Origin of the sequence: Pseudomonas fluorescens Q2-87 (genome assembly GCF_000281895.1) — a bacterium.
Taxonomy (GTDB): Bacteria; Pseudomonadota; Gammaproteobacteria; order Pseudomonadales; family Pseudomonadaceae; genus Aquipseudomonas; species Aquipseudomonas fluorescens_S.
The window spans coordinates 3,118,563-3,141,151 of the sequence record NZ_CM001558.1 but is presented as its reverse complement, the minus strand read 5'-3'; the positions used below and the strand labels follow the sequence as shown (position 1 = coordinate 3,141,151).

General features: G+C 60.4%; 17 protein-coding genes. 13 read left to right on the top strand and 4 right to left on the bottom strand.

Going from position 1 to position 22,589, the window contains the following annotated elements; all coding sequences use genetic code 11:
* The 3 genes from PFLQ2_RS13865 to PFLQ2_RS31000 all read left to right on the top strand — a co-directional run bounded on the left by PFLQ2_RS13865 (position 1) and on the right by PFLQ2_RS31000 (position 2,663).
* On the top strand, positions 1–903 hold the full coding sequence (locus PFLQ2_RS13865) for a dihydrodipicolinate synthase family protein (protein WP_003181843.1): 903 nt from the start codon (positions 1–3) through the stop codon (positions 901–903).
* A 1-nt stretch (position 904) separates the two neighbouring features.
* Positions 905–2,395: an aldehyde dehydrogenase gene (locus PFLQ2_RS13870; RefSeq protein ID WP_003181840.1), complete on the top strand. Its 1,491-nt coding sequence runs from the start codon at positions 905–907 to the stop codon at positions 2,393–2,395.
* A 106-nt stretch (positions 2,396–2,501) separates the two neighbouring features.
* Positions 2,502–2,663, top strand: a complete 162-nt coding sequence (locus tag PFLQ2_RS31000; RefSeq protein ID WP_083455151.1) for a GntR family transcriptional regulator — start codon at positions 2,502–2,504, stop codon at positions 2,661–2,663.
* 218 nt (positions 2,664–2,881) lie between these two features.
* Here the strand turns inward: PFLQ2_RS31000 and PFLQ2_RS13875 are convergent, their stop codons facing one another.
* Positions 2,882–3,796, bottom strand: a complete 915-nt coding sequence (locus PFLQ2_RS13875) for a LysR family transcriptional regulator (protein ID WP_003181839.1) — start codon at positions 3,794–3,796, stop codon at positions 2,882–2,884.
* Between the two features lie 258 nt (positions 3,797–4,054).
* On the opposite strand from PFLQ2_RS13875, the gene PFLQ2_RS13880 reads away from it, so the two are divergent.
* The 4 genes from PFLQ2_RS13880 (at position 4,055) to pgm (ending at position 10,481) form a co-directional block, all read left to right on the top strand.
* On the top strand, positions 4,055–5,080 hold the full coding sequence (locus PFLQ2_RS13880; protein ID WP_003181837.1) for a zinc-dependent alcohol dehydrogenase family protein: 1,026 nt from the start codon (positions 4,055–4,057) through the stop codon (positions 5,078–5,080).
* 680 nt (positions 5,081–5,760) lie between these two features.
* Positions 5,761–7,251, top strand: coding sequence for a hypothetical protein (locus PFLQ2_RS13885; RefSeq protein ID WP_003181836.1), 1,491 nt, complete (start codon positions 5,761–5,763; stop codon positions 7,249–7,251).
* 96 nt (positions 7,252–7,347) lie between these two features.
* A complete protein-coding gene (locus PFLQ2_RS13890) occupies positions 7,348–8,745 on the top strand; it encodes a PLP-dependent aminotransferase family protein (protein WP_003181834.1) in 1,398 nt (465 codons plus the stop codon).
* Between the two features lie 89 nt (positions 8,746–8,834).
* Positions 8,835–10,481 (top strand): phosphoglucomutase (alpha-D-glucose-1,6-bisphosphate-dependent), encoded by a 1,647-nt coding sequence (gene pgm / locus PFLQ2_RS13895; RefSeq protein WP_003181831.1) that lies wholly within the window; start codon positions 8,835–8,837, stop codon positions 10,479–10,481.
* Between the two features lie 95 nt (positions 10,482–10,576).
* On the opposite strand, the gene PFLQ2_RS13900 is transcribed toward pgm, so the two are convergent.
* Positions 10,577–11,272 (bottom strand): pirin family protein, encoded by a 696-nt coding sequence (locus tag PFLQ2_RS13900; protein WP_003181829.1) that lies wholly within the window; start codon positions 11,270–11,272, stop codon positions 10,577–10,579.
* Between the two features lie 234 nt (positions 11,273–11,506).
* On the opposite strand from PFLQ2_RS13900, the gene PFLQ2_RS13905 reads away from it, so the two are divergent.
* Entirely contained in the window at positions 11,507–13,978 is a 2,472-nt protein-coding gene (locus PFLQ2_RS13905) for a UvrD-helicase domain-containing protein (RefSeq protein ID WP_003181826.1), read from the top strand.
* A 109-nt stretch (positions 13,979–14,087) separates the two neighbouring features.
* Here PFLQ2_RS13905 and PFLQ2_RS13910 read toward each other — a convergent pair whose 3' ends face one another.
* A complete protein-coding gene (locus PFLQ2_RS13910; RefSeq protein WP_003181824.1) occupies positions 14,088–14,366 on the bottom strand; it encodes a DUF1652 domain-containing protein in 279 nt (92 codons plus the stop codon).
* Positions 14,367–14,560: 194 nt separating this feature from the next.
* Positions 14,561–16,024, bottom strand: coding sequence for an MFS transporter (locus PFLQ2_RS13915; protein ID WP_003181823.1), 1,464 nt, complete (start codon positions 16,022–16,024; stop codon positions 14,561–14,563).
* A gap of 134 nt (positions 16,025–16,158) precedes the next feature.
* On the opposite strand from PFLQ2_RS13915, the gene PFLQ2_RS13920 reads away from it, so the two are divergent.
* The 5 genes from PFLQ2_RS13920 (at position 16,159) to PFLQ2_RS13940 (ending at position 22,586) form a co-directional block, all read left to right on the top strand.
* A complete protein-coding gene (locus PFLQ2_RS13920) occupies positions 16,159–17,052 on the top strand; it encodes a LysR family transcriptional regulator (RefSeq protein ID WP_003181821.1) in 894 nt (297 codons plus the stop codon).
* Between the two features lie 344 nt (positions 17,053–17,396).
* Positions 17,397–18,854 carry a serralysin family metalloprotease gene (locus PFLQ2_RS13925; RefSeq protein WP_003181819.1) on the top strand — a complete coding sequence of 486 codons (1,458 nt, stop codon included), beginning with the start codon at positions 17,397–17,399 and terminating at the stop codon, positions 18,852–18,854.
* A 57-nt stretch (positions 18,855–18,911) separates the two neighbouring features.
* Complete coding sequence (locus PFLQ2_RS13930; protein ID WP_225970865.1) at positions 18,912–19,337, top strand: AprI/Inh family metalloprotease inhibitor; 426 nt, start codon at positions 18,912–18,914, stop codon at positions 19,335–19,337.
* A gap of 151 nt (positions 19,338–19,488) precedes the next feature.
* Positions 19,489–21,264 carry a type I secretion system permease/ATPase gene (locus PFLQ2_RS13935; RefSeq protein ID WP_003181815.1) on the top strand — a complete coding sequence of 592 codons (1,776 nt, stop codon included), beginning with the start codon at positions 19,489–19,491 and terminating at the stop codon, positions 21,262–21,264.
* The gene (locus PFLQ2_RS13940) at positions 21,261–22,586 is read left to right on the top strand and encodes an HlyD family type I secretion periplasmic adaptor subunit (protein ID WP_033046024.1); all 1,326 of its coding nucleotides are present in this window, start codon (positions 21,261–21,263) and stop codon (positions 22,584–22,586) included. Before PFLQ2_RS13935 ends, PFLQ2_RS13940 begins: the two co-directional genes overlap by 4 nt.
* Positions 22,587–22,589: the final 3 nt, after the last annotated feature.

The following is a 22,589-nucleotide window of genomic DNA, read 5'->3' as shown; positions in this document are numbered from 1 at the left end:
ATGAACTTTGACGGCATTTTTACCCCCGCGATAACTCCGCTCTCTTCGGATGGTCAAGTTGATTACTCGGTCTTTGATGAAGTGCTTGAATACCTGGTCGAGTCCAAGGTTCACGGCATCATTATCGGCGGCTCCACGGGCGAGTATTACGCTCATACGCCTGCTGAGCGTCTGGCGGTGGCTGAACGTGCGAAGAGTGTCCTGCAAGGTCGTCTGCCGCTGGTTGTCGGCACCGGCGGGATCAGAACCGAGGATTCGGTGTATTTCGCTGAGCAAGCGAAAGCGATCAAGGCAGATGCGATCCTGGTGGGTTCGCCGCCTTATGCCTTGCCCACCCAAAAAGAAATCGCCGCCCATGTGCTGGCGGTAGACAAGGCAGCAGGCCTCCCCATCATGCTCTACAACTACCCGGCGCGTATGGGGGTGGCGATGGGGGATGAGTTCTTCGAAGCGATTGCGCAGTGCAAAAACATTGAAGCAATCAAAGAAAGCTCCGGGGAAATGAATCGCCTGCATCGCCTGGCCTGCGCCCATCCTTCGATCCAGATCTCGTGCGGTTGGGATGATCAAGCCCTGGAGTTCTTCGCCTGGGGCGCTCGCAGCTGGGTATGCGCCGGCTCCAATTTCATTCCTCGCGAACACGTTGCGCTGTATGAAGCCTGCGTGATTGAAAAGGACTTCGACAAAGGCCGCCGCATCATGTCGGCCCTGCTGCCGTTGATGGACTTTCTTGAAGGCGGCAAGTTTGTGCAATCGATCAAGCATGGCAGTGAGCTGATTGGCTTGCGTGCCGGTGGTGTCCGCGCGCCATTGCAAGCGTTGGAAGAATCCGAGAAGCAGGCGCTGAGGGCGGTGATCCAAACGCTTAAACAAAACGTTGCGCACATTGTGGGAGGTGCTTGAAATGGCCGATTTGCTGAGTAAAGAAGCCTACCGCGAACTGGCCGGCAAGCTTGAGTTTCGCACTCAGGCGTTCATTGACGGCCAGTTTCGCAGCGCGAAATCAGGCCGTACGTTCACCACCACCAACCCGGCCACCGGTGACGTACTGGCCGAGATTTCGGCCTGTGATGCCGAGGACGTAGACGTGGCGGTGGCGGCTGCCAAGGCAGCGTTTGAGGATGCACGCTGGCAGGGTCTTTCACCTGCTGTACGTAAAAGCGTGCTGCTGCGTTTTGCCCAGTTGTTGGAAGACAACTCGCACGAACTGGCGGTACTTGAAAGCCTGGACAGCGGCAAACCCATCCGCGAGTGCCAGAACGTTGATGTACCAGAGACAATCCACACGCTGCGTTGGCACGCCGAACTGATCGACAAGATCTACGACGCTACCGCGCCGGTGGGTTCGGGCGCTGTGACTATGGTGGTACGCGAGCCCATCGGCGTAGTGGGCCTGGTGCTGCCGTGGAATTTTCCGCTGCTGATGCTCGCCTGGAAAATCGGTCCGTCGTTGGCCGCAGGTTGCTCGATCGTGGTCAAGCCAGCAAAGGAAACCTCGCTGAGCGCGCTGCGTGTCGCTGAGCTGGCGTATCAGGCCGGTGTTCCCGCCGGCGTGTTCAATGTGGTGCCTGGTGGCGGCAAGGAGGCAGGTGAACCGTTGGGCCGGCATGGTGACGTGGCCATGGTCAGCTTTACCGGCTCGACCGATACGGGCCGGATTTTCCTCAAGTACTCCAGTGAATCCAACCTCAAGCGCATCGTGCTGGAATGTGGCGGCAAAAACCCAGCGGTGGTGATGAATGATGCCGAGGATATTGACCAAGTCGCGCAGCATGTGGTGAACGGTGCCTTTTGGAACATGGGCGAAAACTGTTCGGCGTCTTCGCGCCTGCTCGTTCATACCGATATCAAGGAAGCGTTGCTTGAGCGTATTCAGGTGCACCTCAAAGACTGGAAAATGGGCGACCCACTTGACCCGGACAACCGCTTGGGTTCAATGGTCAGCAAAGCGCATTTTGAGAAAGTGCGGTCCTACATCGAGCATGCCAAGGACGAAAAGCTGACTGTTCTGGCGGGCGGCAATACTGTTGACAATATCTTCGTAGAGCCGACCATCCTGGACGGAGTAGGGCGTAGCAGTCGCCTGTTCCAAGAGGAAATTTTCGGCCCTGTGCTAAGTGTCACCACCTTCAATACCCTTGATGAAGCCATCAAACTGGCCAACGATACGGCCTATGGTTTGGCAGCGTCGGCGTATACCGGCAACCTGCGTAATGCGCTGAAGCTCTCACGCGGCATCCGCGCCGGCATTGTGACCGTCAACTGTTTTGGAGAGGGGGATGCGTCTACACCCTTCGGTGGTTACAAGGAGTCGGGGTTCGGTGGGCGGGACAAATCCATCTGGGCGCACGACCAATACACCGAGATAAAAACCATCTGGATCGACGCCTCCTGAGTGCTGCAGAGGGCGTGACGGCCTTATCGCCCCAGTCGCGGGGACTGGGGCAATTTCGAGGCTGTAAAGGGGTGGGGCGAGCAGGCAAGCAACCGACGGAGTTGTCGTGAATAGCGAGCAAGGTCTCTACGAACGGCTGAAGCAACAGATCCTGACATTGCAACTGTCGCCCAATCAGTTGCTCGCTGAAGTGCCACTCAGCGCTCAGCATGGCGTTTCTCTTACGTCTATCAGGGATATCCATCGCCGCCGGTCAGTTGAAAGATAGGTGGTTATCCAATCTCATCATGGCGCCAGAGTCAGCTCAATGGGGCAGGCAATACGCCGCGACATTCTGAATGGGCATTAGGCTGGGGGCATCCTTTTCAAACCATTCAAAGCATGCTCTCAGATGCGCCCCCAATGTAGCAATCCACTGGAAGTGGATGGATCTCCATGGCTATGAAAAGCCAGAAATGATCAGATAAACAGCCTGCCCAACGACACCTAAAGACTCTCAGGATCGCCAAAAAACATCTGAATCCGCGAACGCAACCAGCGCTCGCCCGGGTCGTTGTCCTGGGATCCGCGCCAGGCCATGTGCAGTTCGAAGCTGCGCACCGGTATGGGCGGGTCTTCAGCGCGCACGCCGCCGGCGGCGGTCAGGGCGTCGGCGGTGTAGTCGGGCACCGTTGCGATGATGTCGGTGCCTGACAGCAGCGTGCTCAAGCCATTGAATTGCGGCACGGCCAGCACCACGTGGCGCTTGCGGTCGAGTTTTTCCAGCTCTTCGTCGATGAAGCCGCTCAAGTCACCGGCGAAGGACACCAGTGCGTGGGGGCGGGCGCAGAACTCATCCAGGCTAAGGCGTCCCGGTGCGGTGTCGGCTCGCAGCACCTTGGGCATGCTGCGCCGCAGGACCTTGCGCTTGGCGTTGGCCGGCAAATCGTCGGTATAGCTGACCCCAATGGATATTTCACCGGAGGCCAGCAAGCCGGGCATCAGGATGTAATTGACTCGGCGAACCACCAGCACAATGCCTGGGGCTTCGGCGCGCAGGCGCTTGAGCAGCATCGGCAGCAGGGCGAACTCGGCATCGTCCGACAGGCCGATGCGAAACACCGAGGTGCTGGTGGCCGGGTCGAATTCCGCCGCGCGGCTGACCGCCGTGGAAATCGAATCCAGCGCCGGAGAGAGCAGGGCGAAGATCTCGACCGCCCGGGCCGTGGGCTCCATGCTTCTGCCCGTGCGTACGAACAGTGGGTCATCGAACAGGCTGCGCAGGCGTGACAGCGCGGCGCTGATGGCCGGTTGGCCAAGGAACAATTTCTCGGCCGCCCGGGTCACACTGCGTTCATGCATCAATGTTTCGAACACGATCAACAGGTTCAGGTCGACACGCCGCAGGTCATTACGATTCATCTGGGGTCCTGGCAGATTCGGGAAACTTGACGTGAGCGGCCATATGGCAACAATGGCCGGCATGAATCTTACGGGGAAAGGCTGGTACTCTGCACCGGCTAATTCAGCTTTTTTGAGGTTGAGTCCTACAGGACTGATTCGTTTTTCCTACTGCGGAATCAATGACAGGCATGTCGACTATTAATAGCCACTGATGGTCTTGGGTACAAAGCCCGGATAGAGTTCATGGCATTAGAGGTTACTTTGACGAGGTTTGCGATGTCCCGCACGATCCGTTTTCACAAGTTTGGTGGTGCCGAGGTGCTCAAATGCGAAGAGCATGCGGCGGCTCTTCCTGCGCCAGGAGAAGTGCAGGTCCGTGTCGAAGCGATCGGCATCAGTTGGTACGACACCTTGTGGCGCCAGAACCTGGCGTCGTCCCAGGCACGCCTGCCTTCGGGCCTGGGCCATGAAATGGCCGGCGTGGTCACGGCCGTCGGCGACGGCGTCGACGACCTGGCCGTGGGCGACAAGGTCGCCAGCTTTCCGGCCGAAAGCCCGAACGATTATCCGGTCTACGGCGAGGTTATCGTACTGCCACGCACCGCCCTGACCCGGTATCCCGATGTGCTCAGCCCGATCGAAGCCGCGGTGCATTACACACCGCTGTTGATTGCCTACTTCGCCTACATGGACCTGGCGCGGGTCAAACCCGGGCAGTTCGCCTTGGTCACCGATGCCAGTCATTGCGCCGGGCCTTCCTTTGTCCAGTTGGGCAAGGCCTTGGGTGTACGGGTGATCGCAGCCACCAAGACGGCTGACGAGCGTGAATATCTGTTGTCGCTAGGTGCCGAAAAAGTCATCGTCACCGAAGAGCAGGACTTGCTGATGCAAATCAACAAGCTCACCGACAACCGTGGCGTCGATGTGGTCTTCGATGGCCTTGGCGGGCCGCAGATGTCTTTGCTCGGTGATGTCCTGGCCCCCCGTGGCAGCCTGGTGCTGTATGGCTTGCAAGGCGGCAACCAGACACCTTTTCCGGCCTGCGCGGCGTTCCAGAAGAACATTCAGTTCTTTGTGCACTGCATCGGCAACTTCACCGGCAAGCCGGAATTGGGGATCATCCAGGACCAGGTGGCGCTGCAACGCGCATTGCGCGATATCAACCAATTGACCGCTGATCGCGTGCTGTTGCCACTCAAGACTCGGGTCTTCCCGTTCGCCGAGTTTGTCGAAGCGCACCGCTACATGGGCGAATGCCCGTGCCGGGAGCGTGTCGCCCTGCAGGTTGTCGAAACCGCCTGATACCTGTCCCTGCGCAAGAGTCATTGTTCCTGGGCTCTTGCGCCGCCTTCGGCCTGATCGGCCATCCTTTGCCCGCTCCTGATCTTCCGCCTGGCGGCGGTGCGCCCGCGTCCTGCTGCGCCCCTGCGACTGGCCTGTCTCTTCGTCGAGACTCCTTCCGTTTGCCCTCGAACATCTGAACTGGTTTTTGTCCTTAATCTGTATCTTCTAATCATTGTTTAAGTCCTGATAATTGAAGGCTGATTTCCATCTCAAGGAAGAAGTCGTGGCGCGGTATAACTTTTTTGAACAGCTTGATCCTTCAGGACACATTGAAGGCGCATCGAGCGTTACTTGGTACAAGGCGGTCTATCGACCATGGGGAAGACCGGGCGGGGCAGAGCACCAATCGATGTTCGGCAGGTTCTTTATTTCTTGTACTCATTGTCTGTGGGACGTTGTCGGAATTCTCCTAGGACGCGTAAAACAGGTGGGTAACGCCAGCAATATCAGTGGCTTAAGTGATGTAGATAAAAACTGCAGGCAGACTTAGTGCATATGTATCAAATAATTACGGCAAGCAAAGTTTGATTCTGCTGCCAATACTCTCTGCAGTACTAAAACAATCCATCAGGCCAACACGTCGCGTTGTCACGTTGGTGCGGTGCGACACCGATATTCGAATTTCCAGGTAAACGGTTATGACTGCAATCCATGAGCAAGCAATGAACCACGTGTATCAACAGATACTGCAACGACTGTCTGGTTTTTATTCCCGGGCGGAACGTACCGCGTTGCAGCTTTTGATCCAGCGCTTGATTGTCGCCGCCGGCGGCATCGAGCGGATCGGGGATTATCGTGTGCTGACCGTTCAGAACGGCAGTCGGGAAGGCTTCTACGTCCTGACCGCTTTGCGGGCCGCGCAGTTGAGCATTGCCGGCAGGAATCCGGTGACGTTCGCCTTGCGCGTCGCCACGCCCCGCCTGAGCGAAACCACCCAGGCGACGCTGGAAAACATCCACCGCTGCTACAGCGCGCTGTTTGTCTACGACGATCCCCGGGTCGAATTGCTGATGGCCGATAATCGGGAAGTGGTGCCGTTCAATCACAAGCAACCTCTGTCAGCGGCGGGGTACGAAGCCAATCGGATGGACATGCTTACACTGGGGCACCTGCGCTCGGCAGACAGCCTTCTGGAACTCGGGGATGAAGGCTATCTGGCGATGGCGGAGTTCTATCGGCATATGGCCCGCTGGGAGTCCGGTGTGGATTCGCTGGTCAGCAGCGATACGCCGCGCAAGCAGAGGCAATTCATGTCAGGGCTCCAGCGCGCGACCCGCAAGATCGGCCTGGTCACCGACAGTACGGGGAGCTTCGAAGGCCTTTTTGCGCACCTTGATAGCTTGGGCAGCGACCCCTATGGGCATTTCTATGGTCCAGAGCGCATCGCGCCGTGGCAGCCCGAGGGTCATTTCGAGGCATGTCGTCGCGTGGGCTTTATCGGTATCGACGATCTGCTGGTTGTTCGTTCCGAAGGCACGAATTGGCCGCTGTTCAACGAATTCCTGAGGGTGCGGACCGATAGACTCATTCCATCGGCGCGTGAGAATGAGTACCTCAATCCGCTTCTGGCGGCTCATTTGCATGGCCTGCATGCTTGTTACATTCAAGGGCGCAGCTACGAAACCGGCTACGGGGACTATGTACAGCGGGCGATCATGATCATGCATCGCAAGCGTTTGCCGGAGCACGCCTGCGAACAGGCCCGGACGCTCTTCGGCTCGCCTGTGTCGATCCCCGAGCGTCGTGCACAGGCCGCGCTTCACGCGCATAAGGTCCTGGGGCTCAACGAAACACAGTTGGTGTGCATGCTGTTTGCCCCCTTCGTGGCGCAAGGTGCTGGCCTGGAGCATTTCCTGCGTTGCTGTCACCCCGGCATGCTGGTGGCCATGCCGGACCTGCACAAGGCCATGCAGGGGGCGACCATCGCTGACCAGGTGGCGCAGTGGATGGTCGAAGTCAGCGGCCTGCCCATCGAAATCCTCGTCAAGCTGTACGGATCCAGCATTGCGTTGCCGGAACAGCCTGATACGGCCCCGGCGACTGACCTGCAGCGCGCCATCGACCGTGACGACAGCACAGAAGCCGGGCAGGGCGGCGATGGTCCGTGCGAACGCTCGGTACGGCACTGAGGCGCGCGGTTTGACGGCCTTCTCCCGCCCCTATCCGGTTGTTGCTCCTGCCGTTGTAAGGTGGCCGGCCGCACCCCGATTTCCGGGCCTGACCCCATGAAAGGTTGCCGGGAGACAGACTTCGCCTACCAGGCGGTTTATCGGTACCTGACCACGCTGATCAACGAGCTGGGGGCAGATGCCCGGGTGCGCCTGCCATCGCTGCGCCAATTGGCCGAGCGTTTGAATGTGTCGATTTCAACCATTCAGTACGCCTATTCGTTGCTGGAGAAAGAAGGGCGGGTCTATTCGATTGCCAAGTCCGGCTATTACGCGCTACCGGTGCCGAGTGTTGCGACTCTGGGCGGCGGGGATGACTTGCTCGAAACCCTGTACGTCAATGCGCGGCGTCCGGGCATGCGGGTGCTCAGTGCAGATGAACCGGCGGCGATGCAGCCGCTGGACAGCCCTTTGCTGTTGCTCGAACGGGAGTTGTTGCGCCAGTACCCACGCTCCTCGCAAGCGCCCTCGCAGCCTTGGGGCGAGCTGGAGCTGCGCACCGCGCTGGCAGCCCGCTACACCTCCTCGCCGGCGCGCTGCTGGAATGCCGATGACGTCTATATCGGCGCCGATCTGAGGGGTGTCCTGGACATCCTGATCGCCGTGCTGGCCCTCAGGGGCGCCACGGTGCTGATCGAGTCGCCCTGTGATTGGACGGTCTTGCGCTTGCTGCAGACAGCCGATGTCCACGTCATCGAGCTGCCGCTGCAGTCGGGCGGGCAGATCGATATCGAGCAGATGGAGCAACTGCTGCTAAGCGAAACGGTGCGCCTGGCCGTGCTGTCTTCATCCCTGAACATGCCCAGGGGGACGTTGGTTCCTGAAGACAACCGACGCGCCGTGGCGCAATTACTGGAGCGCCACGGCACCTGGGTGCTGGAGAACGACAGCCATACGGACCTGGCATTCGATACCGGCGTTACGCCTTTTCGGGACTTGCTCGACCCGGATCGGTTGATCGTCTACTCCACCTTCGAAAAAACCATCGGGCCAGAGGCACCGTATGGCTACGTGCTATCGCGCCAGTTGACCCTGCACCTGCAGCGACATTTCCTGCTGCGCGCGTTTCGTCTGTCGCCGATTCGGCAAAAAGCCATTGCCCGCTTGTACAGCAACGGCCGGATCGACCAGCATTTATTGGTTCTGCGGCGCCTGCTGCGGGAAAGCGCGGCATCAGCCACGCAACTGCTGCGCGAGAGGTTGGGTGACAGCCTGCAATGGGCTGAGCCCCAGGGCGGTGCGACGATCTGGATGCGCTCGACGCGGCGGGTTGAGCTGCGCCGGGTTTTCCATCGGTTGCTGGCCCAGCGAATCGTCATCGCGCCGGGAGAACTGTTCAGCCTTCAGGGGCTGTATGGGCAGCACTTGCGCCTGACACATGCCCTGGATGGGGCGCATGATCTTGACGCCGTAATTTGCGCGTTGGCGGATGCCCTGAGGCTCGAACAATCGTAACGGACCGAAATGGATCGAACCCGTCGCGCCATGGTCGAACTGTCAGTAAACTGCATCCCATTTCCCGAGCCACTATCCAGAGGTTTTGCATGACAGTCAGTCCATTTGCGGGCAAGCCGGCACCGGCAGAGTTGTTGATCGATATCCCGCGACTGGTGACGGCCTACTACACCGGCCGACCCGATGCCTCGGTGGCAACCCAGCGTGTGGCGTTCGGCACTTCCGGTCATCGTGGCAGCTCCTTTGACCTGGGCTTCAACGAGTGGCACGTGCTGGCTATCAGCCAGGCGATCTGCCTCTACCGTGAAGCCCAGGGCATCACCGGTCCGCTGTTCATCGGTATCGACACCCACGCGCTGTCGACCCCGGCGGGCACCAGCGCACTGGAGGTGTTCGCGGCCAACGGCGTGACCGTGATGATCGCCGAGGGCGACGAGTACACCCCGACGCCTGCGGTTTCCCACGCCATTCTTTGCTATAACCGTGGCCGCACCACGGGCCTGGCGGACGGTATCGTCATCACGCCGTCCCACAACCCACCGCAAAGCGGCGGCTACAAGTACAACCCCACCAACGGCGGCCCCGCCGATACCCACATCACCAAGTGGATCGAAGCCAAGGCCAACGAACTGCTGGCCAACCAACTGGCAGGGGTCAAGCGTATCAGCTACGAGCAGGCACTGAAGGCCGATACCACCCACCGCCATGACTACGTCAATACATACGTGGCGGACCTGATCAACGTCATTGATTTCGATGCCATTCGAGGCGCGGGGCTGCATCTGGGCGTCGATCCCCTGGGCGGTGCAGGGGTGCGCTACTGGCCGGCCATTGCCGAACATTACCGCCTGGACCTGGAAGTGGTGAACACCCATGTGGACGCCACCTTTCGCTTCATGACCGTGGACTGGGACGGCCAGATCCGCATGGACCCGTCCTCCAGCCACGCAATGCAAGGGTTGATTGGCCTGAAGGAGCGTTTTGACGTGGCCTTTGCCTGCGATCCGGACCATGACCGCCACGGCATCGTGACGCCATCCGGCGGCCTGCTGGCGCCGAACAACTACCTGGCGGTGTCCATCGATTATCTGTTCCAGAACCGTCCGCAATGGCGCGCCGATGCGGCCGTGGGCAAGACGGTGGTCAGCAGCGGCCTGATTGATCGCGTCGCCAAGCGCCTGGGCCGTCGCCTCTATGAAGTACCGGTAGGTTTCAAATGGTTTGCCGACGGCCTGTTCGATGGCTCCTTGGGCTTTGGTGGCGAAGAAAGTGCCGGTGCTTCGTTCCTGCGCAAGGATGGCGGCGTCTGGAGCACTGACAAGGACGGCCTGATTCCAGCCTTGCTTGCGGCAGAGATGACTGCACGTACTGGTCGCGATCCAAGCCAGGCCTACCGAGCCCTGACCGATGAGCTGGGCGAACCGTTCTCGGTGCGCGTCGATGCCAAGGCCAGTCCACAGCAGAAGGCGCTATTGAGCAAGTTGGCGCCTGATCAGGTGGCGTCCACCGAGCTGGCCGGGGAAAAGATCCAGAACATCCTCAGCCACGCACCCGGCAACGACCAAGCCATCGGCGGCTTGAAGGTGATGACCGAAAACGGCTGGTTCGCCGCGCGTCCGTCCGGTACCGAGGACATCTACAAGATCTACGCCGAAAGTTTCCTCGGCGATGCGCACCTCAAGCAACTGGTGGACGAGGCGCAAACCCTGGTGGACGGCGCTATTTCCGGCGCCTGACAAACCCGTGGCGAGGGAGCTTGCTCCCGCTCGGTTGCGCGGCAGTCGCCTGAAAACAGGCGGTTGCCGCGCAACGCCACACGGCCTGCACAGTGCTACGCCAGATCCACGAGGACGATTTCGCTGTCTTCAATGGCGGTAACTCGCAATGTCCTTTCGGCTTCAATCGCAACACCGTCTCGAGCTTGTGCTCGTAACCCATTGATTTCTATCGATCCTGTAGCCGGAACAAGATAGGCGCGACGTCCTTCATCCAGCACGTACTCAGCTGTTTCTCCTGCCTTCAGATTGGCCGCTACCAATCGCGCATCGGCGCGGATGCGCAGGCTTTCATCGTCGCCGGCCTTACCGCTGGCGAGGGTCACGAAGCCTTCGCGCAAACCCTTGGGAAACGGCTTGGCCCCCCAGGACGGCGCCAAGCCTGCCTCGTTGGGAATGATCCATATCTGGAATATGCGCGTGGCCGTCGACTCGAGGTTGTATTCACTGTGGGCAATGCCGGTGCCGGCGCTCATGACCTGCACATCGCCCGCCTCGGTACGGCCCTTGTTGCCCAAGTTGTCCTGGTGGGTGATCGCACCTTCGCGCACATAGGTGATGATTTCCATGTCCCGGTGCGGATGCTGCGGAAAACCGCTGCCGGCAGCGATGACATCATCGTTCCATACCCTCAGGTTGCCCCAGTTCATACGCTGTGGGTCGTAGTATTCGGCGAACGAGAAATGGTGGTGCGCGTCCAACCAGCCGTGATTGGCGGCGCCCAGGGAAGCGAAAGGCCTGAGTTCGAGCATGATCGTGTCCTTTTGCAAATGAGTGAATAGGGTGTGATGGAGGGCATTTTCAGCGAGGAACACATCGATAAAAAGCGTAAAAACCGCGTCAAAGCTATCGGTTATCTAGATATAAAACCGCTATCCAACTTTCACTTCATCGCCTAACTCACTGACAGCAAAGCTTTTGGCTGGAACCTGGCGGCAAATACAGACACCATAGCCGCCATGATTCAGAACACCGGAGTCCCAAGCGTGGCGCAACACACTCCCGATCTTCCCCCCGAGCTTTTGCCCCTGGCCCAGATGCCATTGTTCAAGCGCCTGGCCGCGCGTTTTTTCGGCCATGGCCTCACACGCCTGCGAGCCCAGCATCGAGCCTCTTGGCTGCACGGCCAGGCCGATGGCTTTCGCAGCGGTCATAGCGCCGGTTTTGACTATGGCTATAAGGAAGGTCGGGCTGAAGGTCTTGAAGAGGGCCGCCAGGTCCTGCTGATTCGCGACTCGCGCAGTACCGAGCATCCGGCGCCGCAGGTAGACGACCTGTTGTTCGATGATTGGCGCCTGCCTTTGACTGCCCCGTTGAAAAAGCGCATCCGGGCGGACGTTGCCAGGTTGTTGCCGGCAGAGGCGCAGCCCAGCGCTGCGCAATGGAAAATGATTTTCAGCGACACGCCGTCGACATCGGTGGTTGCCGGGGCAGGCGCGGGAAAATCCACGACCCTGGTGCTGCGCATTGTGCTGCTGGTGCATTACTTGGGGTTCGAGTTGGACTCGATGACCGTGGTGACGTTTACCCGGGAGTCGCGCAAGGATTTCATCCAGAAACTGATCGACGTGTTTGGCTTGTGGGGGCGCACGGTCAGCCTCAAGGAAGCCCGCGATCTGGTCCGCACCTTTCACTCGCGCATCCTGCCCATGGTCCGCAGCCTGCCCGGGTTTGAGCGGTTGCAGGCGTTTGAAACCCTTAGCCATCGCGCTGAAACGGGCGATGACGATAGCCCCGGCAACCCATTCGACTTGCGCATCAACGATGCCCAGCGCCAGCAGCTCAACGCGTGCTATCACAGTCTTTACCAGCGGGATGAGCGCTTCCGTGAGCTGATCAAGCCGTTGTCCCGGCACGCCCTGCAACTCAAGGAGCTGGAGCGCGACCACCCGGACGTGCAAAAACGGGTCGCCGTGACCGAACTGGCGGCCCAGCGCGACGAGGAACTGTGCGACGCCATCGAAGACCAGTGGCGGCGCGCCGGCGCCTGGCCGATCAAAGGCATCGAGGCGAAGCGGCAACGGTTCGAGATCAACGGTTCGACGTTTCATTGCCACGGCTACGTTCCGTCGCTGGACGCCTGGGTCATGCTGGGCTTCGACCCCAGGGAAGATGCCCGGCTGAGCCGGCCGGGCGCGAAGTTGAGTATCCGTGCGGAGTGGGCGGTAAAGCGCACCCTGTTTCAAGCTTTCTGTCGTAAGCCATTGATATGGACAGAAAGCTATGAGGCATCAAAACGTGTCCTGGCTTCCCTGGCGGGCGATGCGAGCGCAGGGCCAGGGTTCGATTACAAAGTAAAGGGCGAGCTGGGCTCGGCGCCCTTGCTGGACTGTTTTGTAGCGGCGGCAGGCTTTATCGAGAACCTTGGCCTGGATGTGCCGGATGCGGTGGGCCGGATGTCTTTCGCCCAGGACGACCCGGATCGGTTCTTTTTCGAGGCGTTGAGCCGTTATTGGCGGGCATTCGAAGACCACTTGCTCGATCAGTCACCGCCGGTCATGACCTATAATCGTATGTTCGCGTTGTTCAGCGAGCATTCGCCGGAAAACTTCAAGTTGCTCGGCGACGCGCTGCTCCGGCCGCTGTCGCACCTGATGATCGATGAGTTCCAGGACGTTTCGCCGCAAATCGTTTCCTGGCTGCGAGCCAGTCTTCGAGAAGTGCGCAGCCGTGGTCCAGCGATGCATGTGGGGCGCGGCGCCCAGTGCTCTTCGTTGTTGTGTGTCGGTGATGACTGGCAGTCGATCTATGGCTGGCGCGGTAGCTCACCCAGCTACTTCATGGCGTTCGACAAGCAATTCCCGTCGCCGGCGACAACCCGGGTGATGCTGACCGACAACTACCGCAGTCACCAGCACATCATTGATGCGGCCGAACATATCGTGCGGGCTGCCGCGGCAATCCCAGGCAAGAAGGCCAAGGCTGCTGGCCAGGCTCGCTCGTTGAGTCCGGTCAACGTGCTGGATCGGGACGACGAAGGGCTGGCCCAGCGGCTGGACGCACACTATCGCAACGGCGATTCGATCTTGATGCTGTATCGAAAAAGCAGCGATAAGTCATTGATTGAAAAATATATTCAACCAACACTTAATGTAGATTCTAACTTGCCATATGCTGCACGACGCATCAGGCAAATGACCTTTCACAGCGCCAAAGGGCTGCAAGCCGATGCCGTATTCTTGTTGGGCGATTGCCAACACCTGACCACCTCGCCCTACAAGAATCAGGTTTATCGGATGGCCGGGCTGGGCCAGGTGGGAGATGCGCAACCCTACGACGCTGCGCAGAAAGACGAGATCCTGCGCCTGGCATACGTGGGTATTACCCGCGCCGTGCAGCACTGTTATTGGTACGTTGATGGCCAGGATAGCCAGGCTGCCAATGCTCCCAAGGCGTCGGACCGTATCGGAACGGGCAAACCGTTCTTCGCCGACCATCGACGTACTCGCAACGGATAAGCGCCCATAAAAAAGGGCTGCCATGCAGCCCGGTGGGAGCAATTTCCCTTGTCATCGGAGGATCGCTGCCCTGACGCGGGCAGCGATGCGCAAAATGTAGAGGTGTTTATCAGGAGGCAAACCGTCGCAAACCCACCGGCGGCACGAAGGACTCCAATTCGGCTTCCACCGCTTCGATGATGCGTTCCACATCGGGAGCGTTCATCACGGTCGCGCAGGGGATGCCGGCTATGGCGATCATGGTTTCGCCGCTGGCACGGTCAAACAGCCGGGCAACCATACTGCCTGGCGCGTCCATGCTGGCTTCGAATCCCATGGGATGGAAGTGCCAGCGCATCAACTGGCAGGCGTTGGGGAACGTAACCTTGCTGAAAGATCCTTTATTCATGTGTTGCCCGCCTTCTTCAATCGAGCGTTTCCTTTTGCTCATGTCAGGAAGGAAGAGCCATCATGGCTCCACCAGTGAAAACTAAAAATAGCACCGGAAAATGAAAGTCATGTGGATTTTTTCATTCCGTTTTGCGATTGGTTCCGCTTTTTTTGATCTGCATCATCGCTTCAGCAATCATGCCCAGAACGCCATCATCTGTCAGAGGCGGTTTCAGAGGGCTCAACCAGCGGTCCTTGCACGCGGTATTTAACGGCAATGACCAACGCCAGGACCATCAACCCCAAGGCGACGGCGAAAGCCGTGTGCAAGCCTTCCGCCACCGCCTGTGCAGAAGCGCTGCCAAGGTCATTCGTCCCCAGCGCACTGGCGAACACCGCGCCCAGTACCGATGCCCCGGTGAAGAAGCCCAGGTTGCGCGACAGGTTGAGCAGCCCGGCGATAACGCCCCGCCGTTGGGCGGGCAGCTCTGCCATGACAGCCGTATTATTGGCGGTCTGGAAGAAGGCGTAGCCGAGGGTCGTCACCACGATAGCGCTGATGTAGCCGCCGACGCCAAGGGCCGGTGACACCAGCGAGAGCATCAGGCAGCCCGAGACCATGGTCGCCAGCCCGACGATGCGCATGGGGCGCACGCCGAAACGATCCGCCAGGCGTCCGGCCGGTACGCCGGCAAGCGCAGCGACGGATGGTCCGGCCGCCAGCACCAGCCCCACGAGCGCCGCAGGTAACCCCAAGGCGATGGACAAGTAGAAGGGCCCGACCAGTAAGGTGGCCATCATCACCGTTGCAACCAGGGCGCTCGTCGCCAGGCCCGAAACCAGCAAGCGGTCCCGAAACATCCCCAAGGGGATCAACGGCGACACTGACCGAGCCTGGGCCAGGACGAACAGCCCGCCGCCCAGGATCGCCGCCAGCAACAGTGCCAGGTTCGTTCCGCCAAAGTGCCCGCGCCCGGTAGTCATGGCCAAGGCATAGGCGGCCAGGGTCACGGCCAGCAACAAAGTACCGGTGATATCGAAGCGGGCTCTCTCGACCTTCACCGATGCTTGTCCGGCCGGCAACGATCGCCAGGCCAGCCACAACGTCAATAGCCCGAGGGGAACGTTGACCAGGAACAGCGCCTGCCAGCCAAACCCGCTGATCAAGGCGCCGCCGAAAGAGGGCCCAAGGGCGGTGCCCACCGCCGACAGCGTTGCCAGCAATCCCATCGCGCTACCGGTCTTTTCCTGCGGCACCGTTTCGCTGACCAAGGCCAGCGTCAACGTCATCATGATGGCGGCGCCCAGGCCTTGCAGCGCACGCCCGGCGATCAACAGTCCAAGCGAAGGCGCCACGCCACAAAGTGCCGATGCCAGGGTGAACAGCGTAATTCCGGCCAGCAGCAGCTTGCGCCGGCCCATCAGGTCGCCCAAGCGACCGACGCTGACAATCAGCGTGGTGATAGCCAGCAAATAGGCCAGGACCACCCATTGGACGCGTTGGAACGAGGCATCGAACGCCTCGGCCAGCATTGGCAGCCCCACGGCGGTGACACTGGCTCCCAGGGATGCCAGCAGCGTCGACAAAGCCAGGCTCGCCAGCGACCAGCGTGCGGAAGAGGGCAGGTCAGCGCGCGTGGCGACCATCGGGCGATGTTCCGTGTTGTTGGGCTTCATGTGAGGGGTACCTGTCTACGGCTGCGGTTCTGGAAAAAGCTGCCGAAACGTTACACCCGGGCATGACATGGCGGAAGGCGCAGCATTTGCAGGTTATAGTTGCAACTAACGCCATCTCTCATTAGGGCCCAGCCATGTCCGCACCCGACCTCAATTTGTTGATCACCCTCGATGTGCTGCTGGCTGAGGGCAGTGTGGCCCGGGCCGCCCAGCGGTTGCAGCTCAGTCCGTCAGCGATGAGCCGGGCGCTGGCGCGGTTGCGCGAAACCACCGGCGATCCCCTGCTGGTACGGGCCGGGCGCGGATTGGTGCCGACCCCACGCGCGCTTGAGTTGCGCGAACAGGTCAGCCAGTTGGTGCAGGACGCCCAGGCGCTACTGCGCCCGGTGCAGGCGCCGGACCTGGGACGGTTGAACCGAACCTTCACGCTGCGCACCCGGGAGGGATTCGTGGAGAACTTCGCCATTGACCTGATTGCCCGTATCAACCAGCAAGCGCCTGGCGTGCGGTTGCGTTTCGTGGAAAAGACCAACAAGGACAGCACGGCGCTGCGCGAGGGCGCCGTGGACCTGGAAACCGCTGTGGTGGACAAGGACACCCGCCCGGAGCTGCGAACCCAGGCGTTGTTCGGCGACCGGCTGATCGGTGTGGTGCGCGCAGGACATCCATTGAGCCAGGCTGCGGTGAGTGCTGCCGATTACGCAGCAGGCGAACACATCGGCGTCTCGATGCGTGGGCTGGATCAAGGGCCTATCGACGATGCCTTGGCGCTGTTGAACCTGTCGCGGCGCATGCTTACCACCGTCCCGGGCTTTTCTTCAGCGCTGGGACTTGCCCGCTCCAGTGACCTGATCGCCAGCGTGCCCGAACGCTACACCACCAGCCTGCGTATCGGCATGCACAGCTTTGCGCTGCCGTTCGCCCTGCCGCAATTCACGATTGCCATGCTCTGGCACCCGCGGATGGACGCCGACCCGGTGCATCGCTGGTTGCGCAGCTGCCTGCGGGAAGTATGTGCACGCGGCTAACGCCCTTTTAGTAGATATTAATTAATAGCACTTCACTGGCACTTAGTTGGTAAATCGCACATATCGTGGCGAGACGGCTAGTTATCGATATTTAATATTTAAATAGAGTTTTGTCCGACAATCCGCAGCGTAATCATTCGCGCGCCCGCATTAACGGGGCCAAGCCGTATCAATTACGAAGAGCAGCGATTTGCGCAAACGGGCGGGTCAAAAAAACTGCTAGACGTTTGATTTCCAATTGTGTCAGGTTTCTTACGTCCTCATTGGGCGAGTGATAGGACGATCTCGCCAGAGATTGTCTGTCTGACAAAAACTGTTCCATTTGCAAACAAGGAAGTGTGTTTATGTCGAAAGTCAAAAACAGCGCTATTGATTCCTCCGAACAACTGCTTTGGGCCCCGCAATCATTGGCTGCGTCCAGTAACGCGTTCAACCAGATCAATAGTTTCAGCCATCAATACGATCGGGGCGGCAACCTGACCGTCAACGGCAAGCCGTCGTACTCCGTCGACCAGGCGGCCACGCAATTGCTGCGCGACGGCGCGGCCTACCAGGACCGGGACGGCAGCGGCAAGATCGAGCTGACCTATACGTTCCTGACGTCCGCTTCCTCCAGCACCATGAACAAGCATGGGATCAGTGGGTTCAGCCAGTTCAGCGCCCAACAGAAAGGCCAGGCGGCGCTGGCCATGCAATCCTGGGCGGACGTGGCCAACGTCACCTTCACCGAAAAGGCCAGCGGCGGTGACGGACACATGACCTTTGGCAACTACAGCGGCGGCCAGGATGGCGCAGCGGCATTTGCTTACTTGCCCGGCACCGGCGCCGGTTATGACGGTACCTCGTGGTACCTGATCAACAGCAGCTACACCCAGAACAAGAATCCGGACCTGAACAACTACGGCCGCCAGACCCTGACCCACGAAATCGGTCACACCTTGGGCCTGGCGCACCCTGGCGACTACAACGCCGGCGAAGGCAGCCCGACCTACGATGACGCCACTTACGGCCAGGACACTCGCGGCTACAGCGTCATGAGCTACTGGAGTGAGAGCAATACCAGCCAGAACTTCAGCAAGGGCGGGGTCGAAGCCTACTCCTCGGGTCCGCTGATGGACGACATCGCGGCCATCCAGAAACTCTACGGCGCCAACACCACCACCCGCACCGGCGATACCACTTACGGCTTCAACTCCAATGCCGGTCGGGATTTCCTCAGCGCCTCTTCGTCTTCGGACAAGGTGGTGTTCTCGGTATGGGACGCGGGCGGTCGCGACACCCTGGACTTTTCCGGCTTCACCCAGAACCAGAAAATCAACCTCAACGACGCCTCGTTTTCCGACGTGGGCGGCATGGTGGGCAACGTGTCCATCGCCAAGGGCGCGGTCATCGAAAACGCCATTGGCGGCTCGGGCAGCGACCTGTTGATCGGCAACGCTATCGCCAACGAGCTCAAGGGCGGTGCCGGCAATGACATCCTCTGGGGCGCTGGCGGCGCCGACAAGCTGTGGGGTGGTTCAGGCTCGGACACCTTTGTGTTCGCCGCCAGTTCCGATTCGCGGCCAGGGGCCACGGACCAGATCCTCGACTTTGCCAGCGGCCTGGACAAGATCGACCTGACCGGCATCACCCAGGGCGCGGGCCTGCATTTCGTCAACGCCTTCACAGGGGCGGCGGGCGATGCGGTGTTGTCGACCTCGGGCGGCAACAGCCTGTTGTCGGTGGACTTCTCCGGGCATGGCGTGGCTGATTTCCTGGTCAGCACCGTCGGCCAGGCAGCTGTCTCGGACATCGTGGCCTGATGCACCCGTCCCGCGGAAGCCATCGCTGCCGCGGGATTCCCGGTCAGGATTAGACCCATGTGTAAAGAATCCATGCGCCGCAGCGCCCGGGCAAGCGCCGGGTTGCTCGCTACGCTGATAATGTTATCCGGAGAAGTCGCCATGGCACGCAGCCTGTTATTAGCAGAACCTTCACAACTGGCCGGTCAGTGGCAGGCGGTCTTGTCGGGGCCGCAGGAAAATCCGCAGACCCAGGCCATACAGGACAAGCCGTCGAATACCTGCCTCATCGAACTTCGGGCGGACCAGACCCTGGCCGGGCAAACCGAATGCCTTGGGCATTGGTTGGGAGAGGAACCGGTGCATTGGTTCACCGAGCCTGACGGTCTTTCATTGATTAGCAAAGATAACGCCAGGACGCATTTGGGCCAGCACCAGGCGCGGTATTACCAAGTAACGCTGAAGTCCGGCTTGATACTCAGGCTTGAACGCAAAGCCCCTTGAGACGTCCATTAACCGCTGGGCATAGTTATGGATGATCGAGACATGCTTGTTTGAGCAAGTAGCGGCCTCGGCAGAGGCCAAGTTAATAAACAAAGATTGGTAAGTTGAATAACGGCCAGGTTCCTGGCAAAGCCAACAGCAAGGAAGACCGATGAACAAGGCAAGGAGCGCTGCCGCTGTGCCGCTGATTAAAGCATTGGGTGAATATAAAAGTATCCTGATCAGTGTCGGTTGCTTTACCGCGCTAATCAATGTCTTGATGCTCGCGCCTTCGATTTACATGCTGCAAGTCTATGACCGCGGACTGTCCTCGCAGAATGAAACCACCTTAGTGATGTTGTCGTTGATGGTGGTGGGTTTCTTCGTGTTCATCGGGTTGCTGGAAATGGTGCGCAGCTTCGTGGTCATTCGCATCGGCAGCCAATTGGAGCGACGCTTCAATCTCCAGGTCTACAGAGCCGCGTTCGAGCGCAACCTGCGCCAGGGAGAGGGCAACGCTGGCCAATCCCTGGGCGACCTTACCCATATCCGCCAATTCGTCACCGGCCCGGCGCTGTTCGCCTTCTTCGATGCGCCCTGGTTTCCCGTGTACCTGGTAGTGATCTACCTGTTCAACGTCTGGCTCGGCGTATTTGCCACGGTCGGCACCGTGCTGTTGATTGGCCTGGCCTGCCTGAACGAGGCCATGACCAAGAAGCCGCTGGGGCAGGCCGGCGTCTATTCGCAACAGTCCAGCCAACTTGCCACCAGCCATTTGCACAACGCCGAGACTATCCAGGCCATGGGCATGCTCGGGGTGTTGCGAAGCCGCTGGTTTGCCGTGCACTCGCGGTTCCTTGGCCTGCAAAACCAGGCCAGCGACACCGGCGCGGTGATCAGTTCCCTGAGCAAGACCTTGCGCCTGTGCCTGCAATCGCTGGTGTTGGGGTTGGGCGCGCTGCTGGTGATCAAAGGCGACATGACCGCTGGGATGATGATTGCCGGCTCGATCCTGATAGGGCGGGTACTGAGCCCCATCGACCAGTTGATCGCCGTGTGGAAACAGTGGAGCGGCGCCAAGCTGGCGTACCGCCGTCTCGATGCGCTGTTGCAGGCGTTTGCGCCCCAGGATGACGGTATGACCCTTCCGCCGCCCAAGGGCCAGGTGAGCTTCGAGCACGTCAGCGCCGGGCCACCGGGCCAGCGCCAGGCCACGCTGCAACAGGTCAGTTTCAGCCTGGCGGCCGGGGAAGTGCTCGGCGTGTTGGGCGCCTCGGGCTCCGGCAAGTCCACCCTGGCCCGTGTGCTGGTAGGCGTGTGGCCAACCCTCGCCGGGACAGTGCGACTGGACGGGGCGGACATCCACCGCTGGAATCGTGAGCAGCTCGGCCCGCACATCGGTTACTTGCCCCAGGACATTGAGCTGTTCAGCGGCAGCATCGCCGAGAACATCGCCCGGTTTCGCGAAGCCGACCCGCAAAAAGTCGTGGCGGCTGCGCAACAGGCCGGCGTTCATGAACTGATCCTGCGCATGCCCCAGGGCTACGACACGGTGCTCGGGGAGGATGGCAGTGGCCTTTCGGGCGGGCAGAAGCAACGCGTGGCGCTGGCCCGGGCGATGTACGACCGGCCGAGCCTGGTGGTGCTCGACGAGCCCAACTCCAATCTCGACACGGTCGGCGAGGCCGCGCTGGCCGGCGCGATTGCCCAGATGAAAGCCCAGGGCAGCAGCGTCGTGCTGGTCACCCACCGTTCCTCGGCGCTGGCCCAGGCCGACAAGTTGCTGGTGCTCAACGAAGGCCGAGTGCAGGCCTTTGGGCCGAGCCAGGACGTGCTGCGGGCGTTGTCGGGCCAGTCCGAATCACCGCGGGACAAGGCCATGGCGGCGCCCAACGGGTTGAGCATGAGTCGCCAATACCAGACCGCCAGCAAGCCAAGCGGCGCATGAGCAAGGATCGCGAGATGAATCTGGAACATTCACACAGCCCCGAGCACGATGCCCGGTTCTTTACCCGCATGGGCTGGGTCCTGGCGCTCGTCGGTGCCGGCAGTTTTTTCACTTGGGCCAGCCTGGCGCCGCTGGATCAGGGCATCGCGGTGCAAGGCACCGTGGTGGTTTCGGGCAAGCGCAAAGCGGTGCAGTCGATCAGCAGCGGCGTGGTCAGCCGGATCCTGGTACGCGAAGGCGAGGCGGTGACGCAGGGCCAGCCCTTGTTCCGCCTCGACCAGACCCAGGCCGCCGCCGACGTGCAATCGCTGCAAGCCCAATATCGGATGACCTGGGCGAGCCTGGCGCGCTGGCAAAGCGAACGGGACAACCTGGCGCAGGTGAGTTTTCCGCCAGCCTTGAGCCACGATCCCGACCCACGCCTGGCCTTGGTGCTTGAAGGCCAGCGGCAGCTGTTCAGCAGTCGTCGCGAAGCCTTTGCCCGGGAGCAGGCGGCGTTGCGTGCCGGCATCGAGGGCGCTACTGCGCAACTGGCCGGCATGCGCCGCGCCCGGAGCGATTTGATCGCCCAGGCCGAATCCCTGCGCCTGCAACTGGCTAATTTGCAGCCCTTGGCGGACAACGGCTACATCCCGCGCAACCGCCTGCTGGACTACCAACGCCAGTTGTCACAAGTGCAGCAGGAACTGGCGCAGAACAGCGGTGAAAGCGGGCGGGTGGAGCAGGGGATCGTCGAGTCGCGCCTGAAATTACAGCAACACAACGAGGAGTATCAGAAAGAGGTGCGTACCCAGCTGGCCGACGCCCAGCTCAAGAGCGAAACCCTGCAAGAGCAATTGAAGTCCGCCGGATTCGAGTTGCAGCACAGCGAAATCCTCGCCACCGCCGACGGCATCGCCGTCAACCTGGGGGTGCACACCGAAGGGGCGGTGGTGCGCCAGGGCGATACCTTGCTGGAGATCGTGCCCCAAGGCACGCGCCTGGAAGTGGAGGGGCACCTGCCGGTCAACCTGATCGACAAGGTCGACGCCCATTTGCCAGTGGACATCCTCTTCACGGCCTTCAACCAGAACCGCACACCACGCGTGCCCGGGGAAGTCAGCCTGGTTTCAGCCGACCAGATGGTCGATGAGAAGACCGGCGCGCCGTATTACGTCCTGCGCAGCAGCGTCAGCGACGTGGCGATGGAAAAGCTCAACGGCCTGATGATCAAGCCCGGGATGCCGGCTGAGATGTTCGTGCGCACCGGCGAGCGCTCACTGCTCAATTATCTGTTCAAACCGCTGCTCGACCGAGCCGGCTCTGCGTTGACCGAAGAATAAGGA

Coding starts and splice junctions, on each gene's coding strand:
- PFLQ2_RS13865 (WP_003181843.1), top strand. CDS start 1: ATGAACTTTGACGGCATTTTTACCCCCGCGATAACTCCGCTCTCTTCG.
- PFLQ2_RS13870 (WP_003181840.1), top strand. CDS start 905: ATGGCCGATTTGCTGAGTAAAGAAGCCTACCGCGAACTGGCCGGCAAG.
- PFLQ2_RS13875 (WP_003181839.1), bottom strand. CDS start 3,796: ATGAATCGTAATGACCTGCGGCGTGTCGACCTGAACCTGTTGATCGTG.
- PFLQ2_RS13880 (WP_003181837.1), top strand. CDS start 4,055: ATGTCCCGCACGATCCGTTTTCACAAGTTTGGTGGTGCCGAGGTGCTC.
- PFLQ2_RS13885 (WP_003181836.1), top strand. CDS start 5,761: ATGACTGCAATCCATGAGCAAGCAATGAACCACGTGTATCAACAGATA.
- PFLQ2_RS13890 (WP_003181834.1), top strand. CDS start 7,348: ATGAAAGGTTGCCGGGAGACAGACTTCGCCTACCAGGCGGTTTATCGG.
- pgm (WP_003181831.1), top strand. CDS start 8,835: ATGACAGTCAGTCCATTTGCGGGCAAGCCGGCACCGGCAGAGTTGTTG.
- PFLQ2_RS13900 (WP_003181829.1), bottom strand. CDS start 11,272: ATGCTCGAACTCAGGCCTTTCGCTTCCCTGGGCGCCGCCAATCACGGC.
- PFLQ2_RS13910 (WP_003181824.1), bottom strand. CDS start 14,366: ATGAATAAAGGATCTTTCAGCAAGGTTACGTTCCCCAACGCCTGCCAG.
- PFLQ2_RS13915 (WP_003181823.1), bottom strand. CDS start 16,024: ATGAAGCCCAACAACACGGAACATCGCCCGATGGTCGCCACGCGCGCT.
- PFLQ2_RS13920 (WP_003181821.1), top strand. CDS start 16,159: ATGTCCGCACCCGACCTCAATTTGTTGATCACCCTCGATGTGCTGCTG.
- PFLQ2_RS13925 (WP_003181819.1), top strand. CDS start 17,397: ATGTCGAAAGTCAAAAACAGCGCTATTGATTCCTCCGAACAACTGCTT.
- PFLQ2_RS13930 (WP_225970865.1), top strand. CDS start 18,912: ATGTGTAAAGAATCCATGCGCCGCAGCGCCCGGGCAAGCGCCGGGTTG.
- PFLQ2_RS13935 (WP_003181815.1), top strand. CDS start 19,489: ATGAACAAGGCAAGGAGCGCTGCCGCTGTGCCGCTGATTAAAGCATTG.
- PFLQ2_RS13940 (WP_033046024.1), top strand. CDS start 21,261: ATGAGCAAGGATCGCGAGATGAATCTGGAACATTCACACAGCCCCGAG.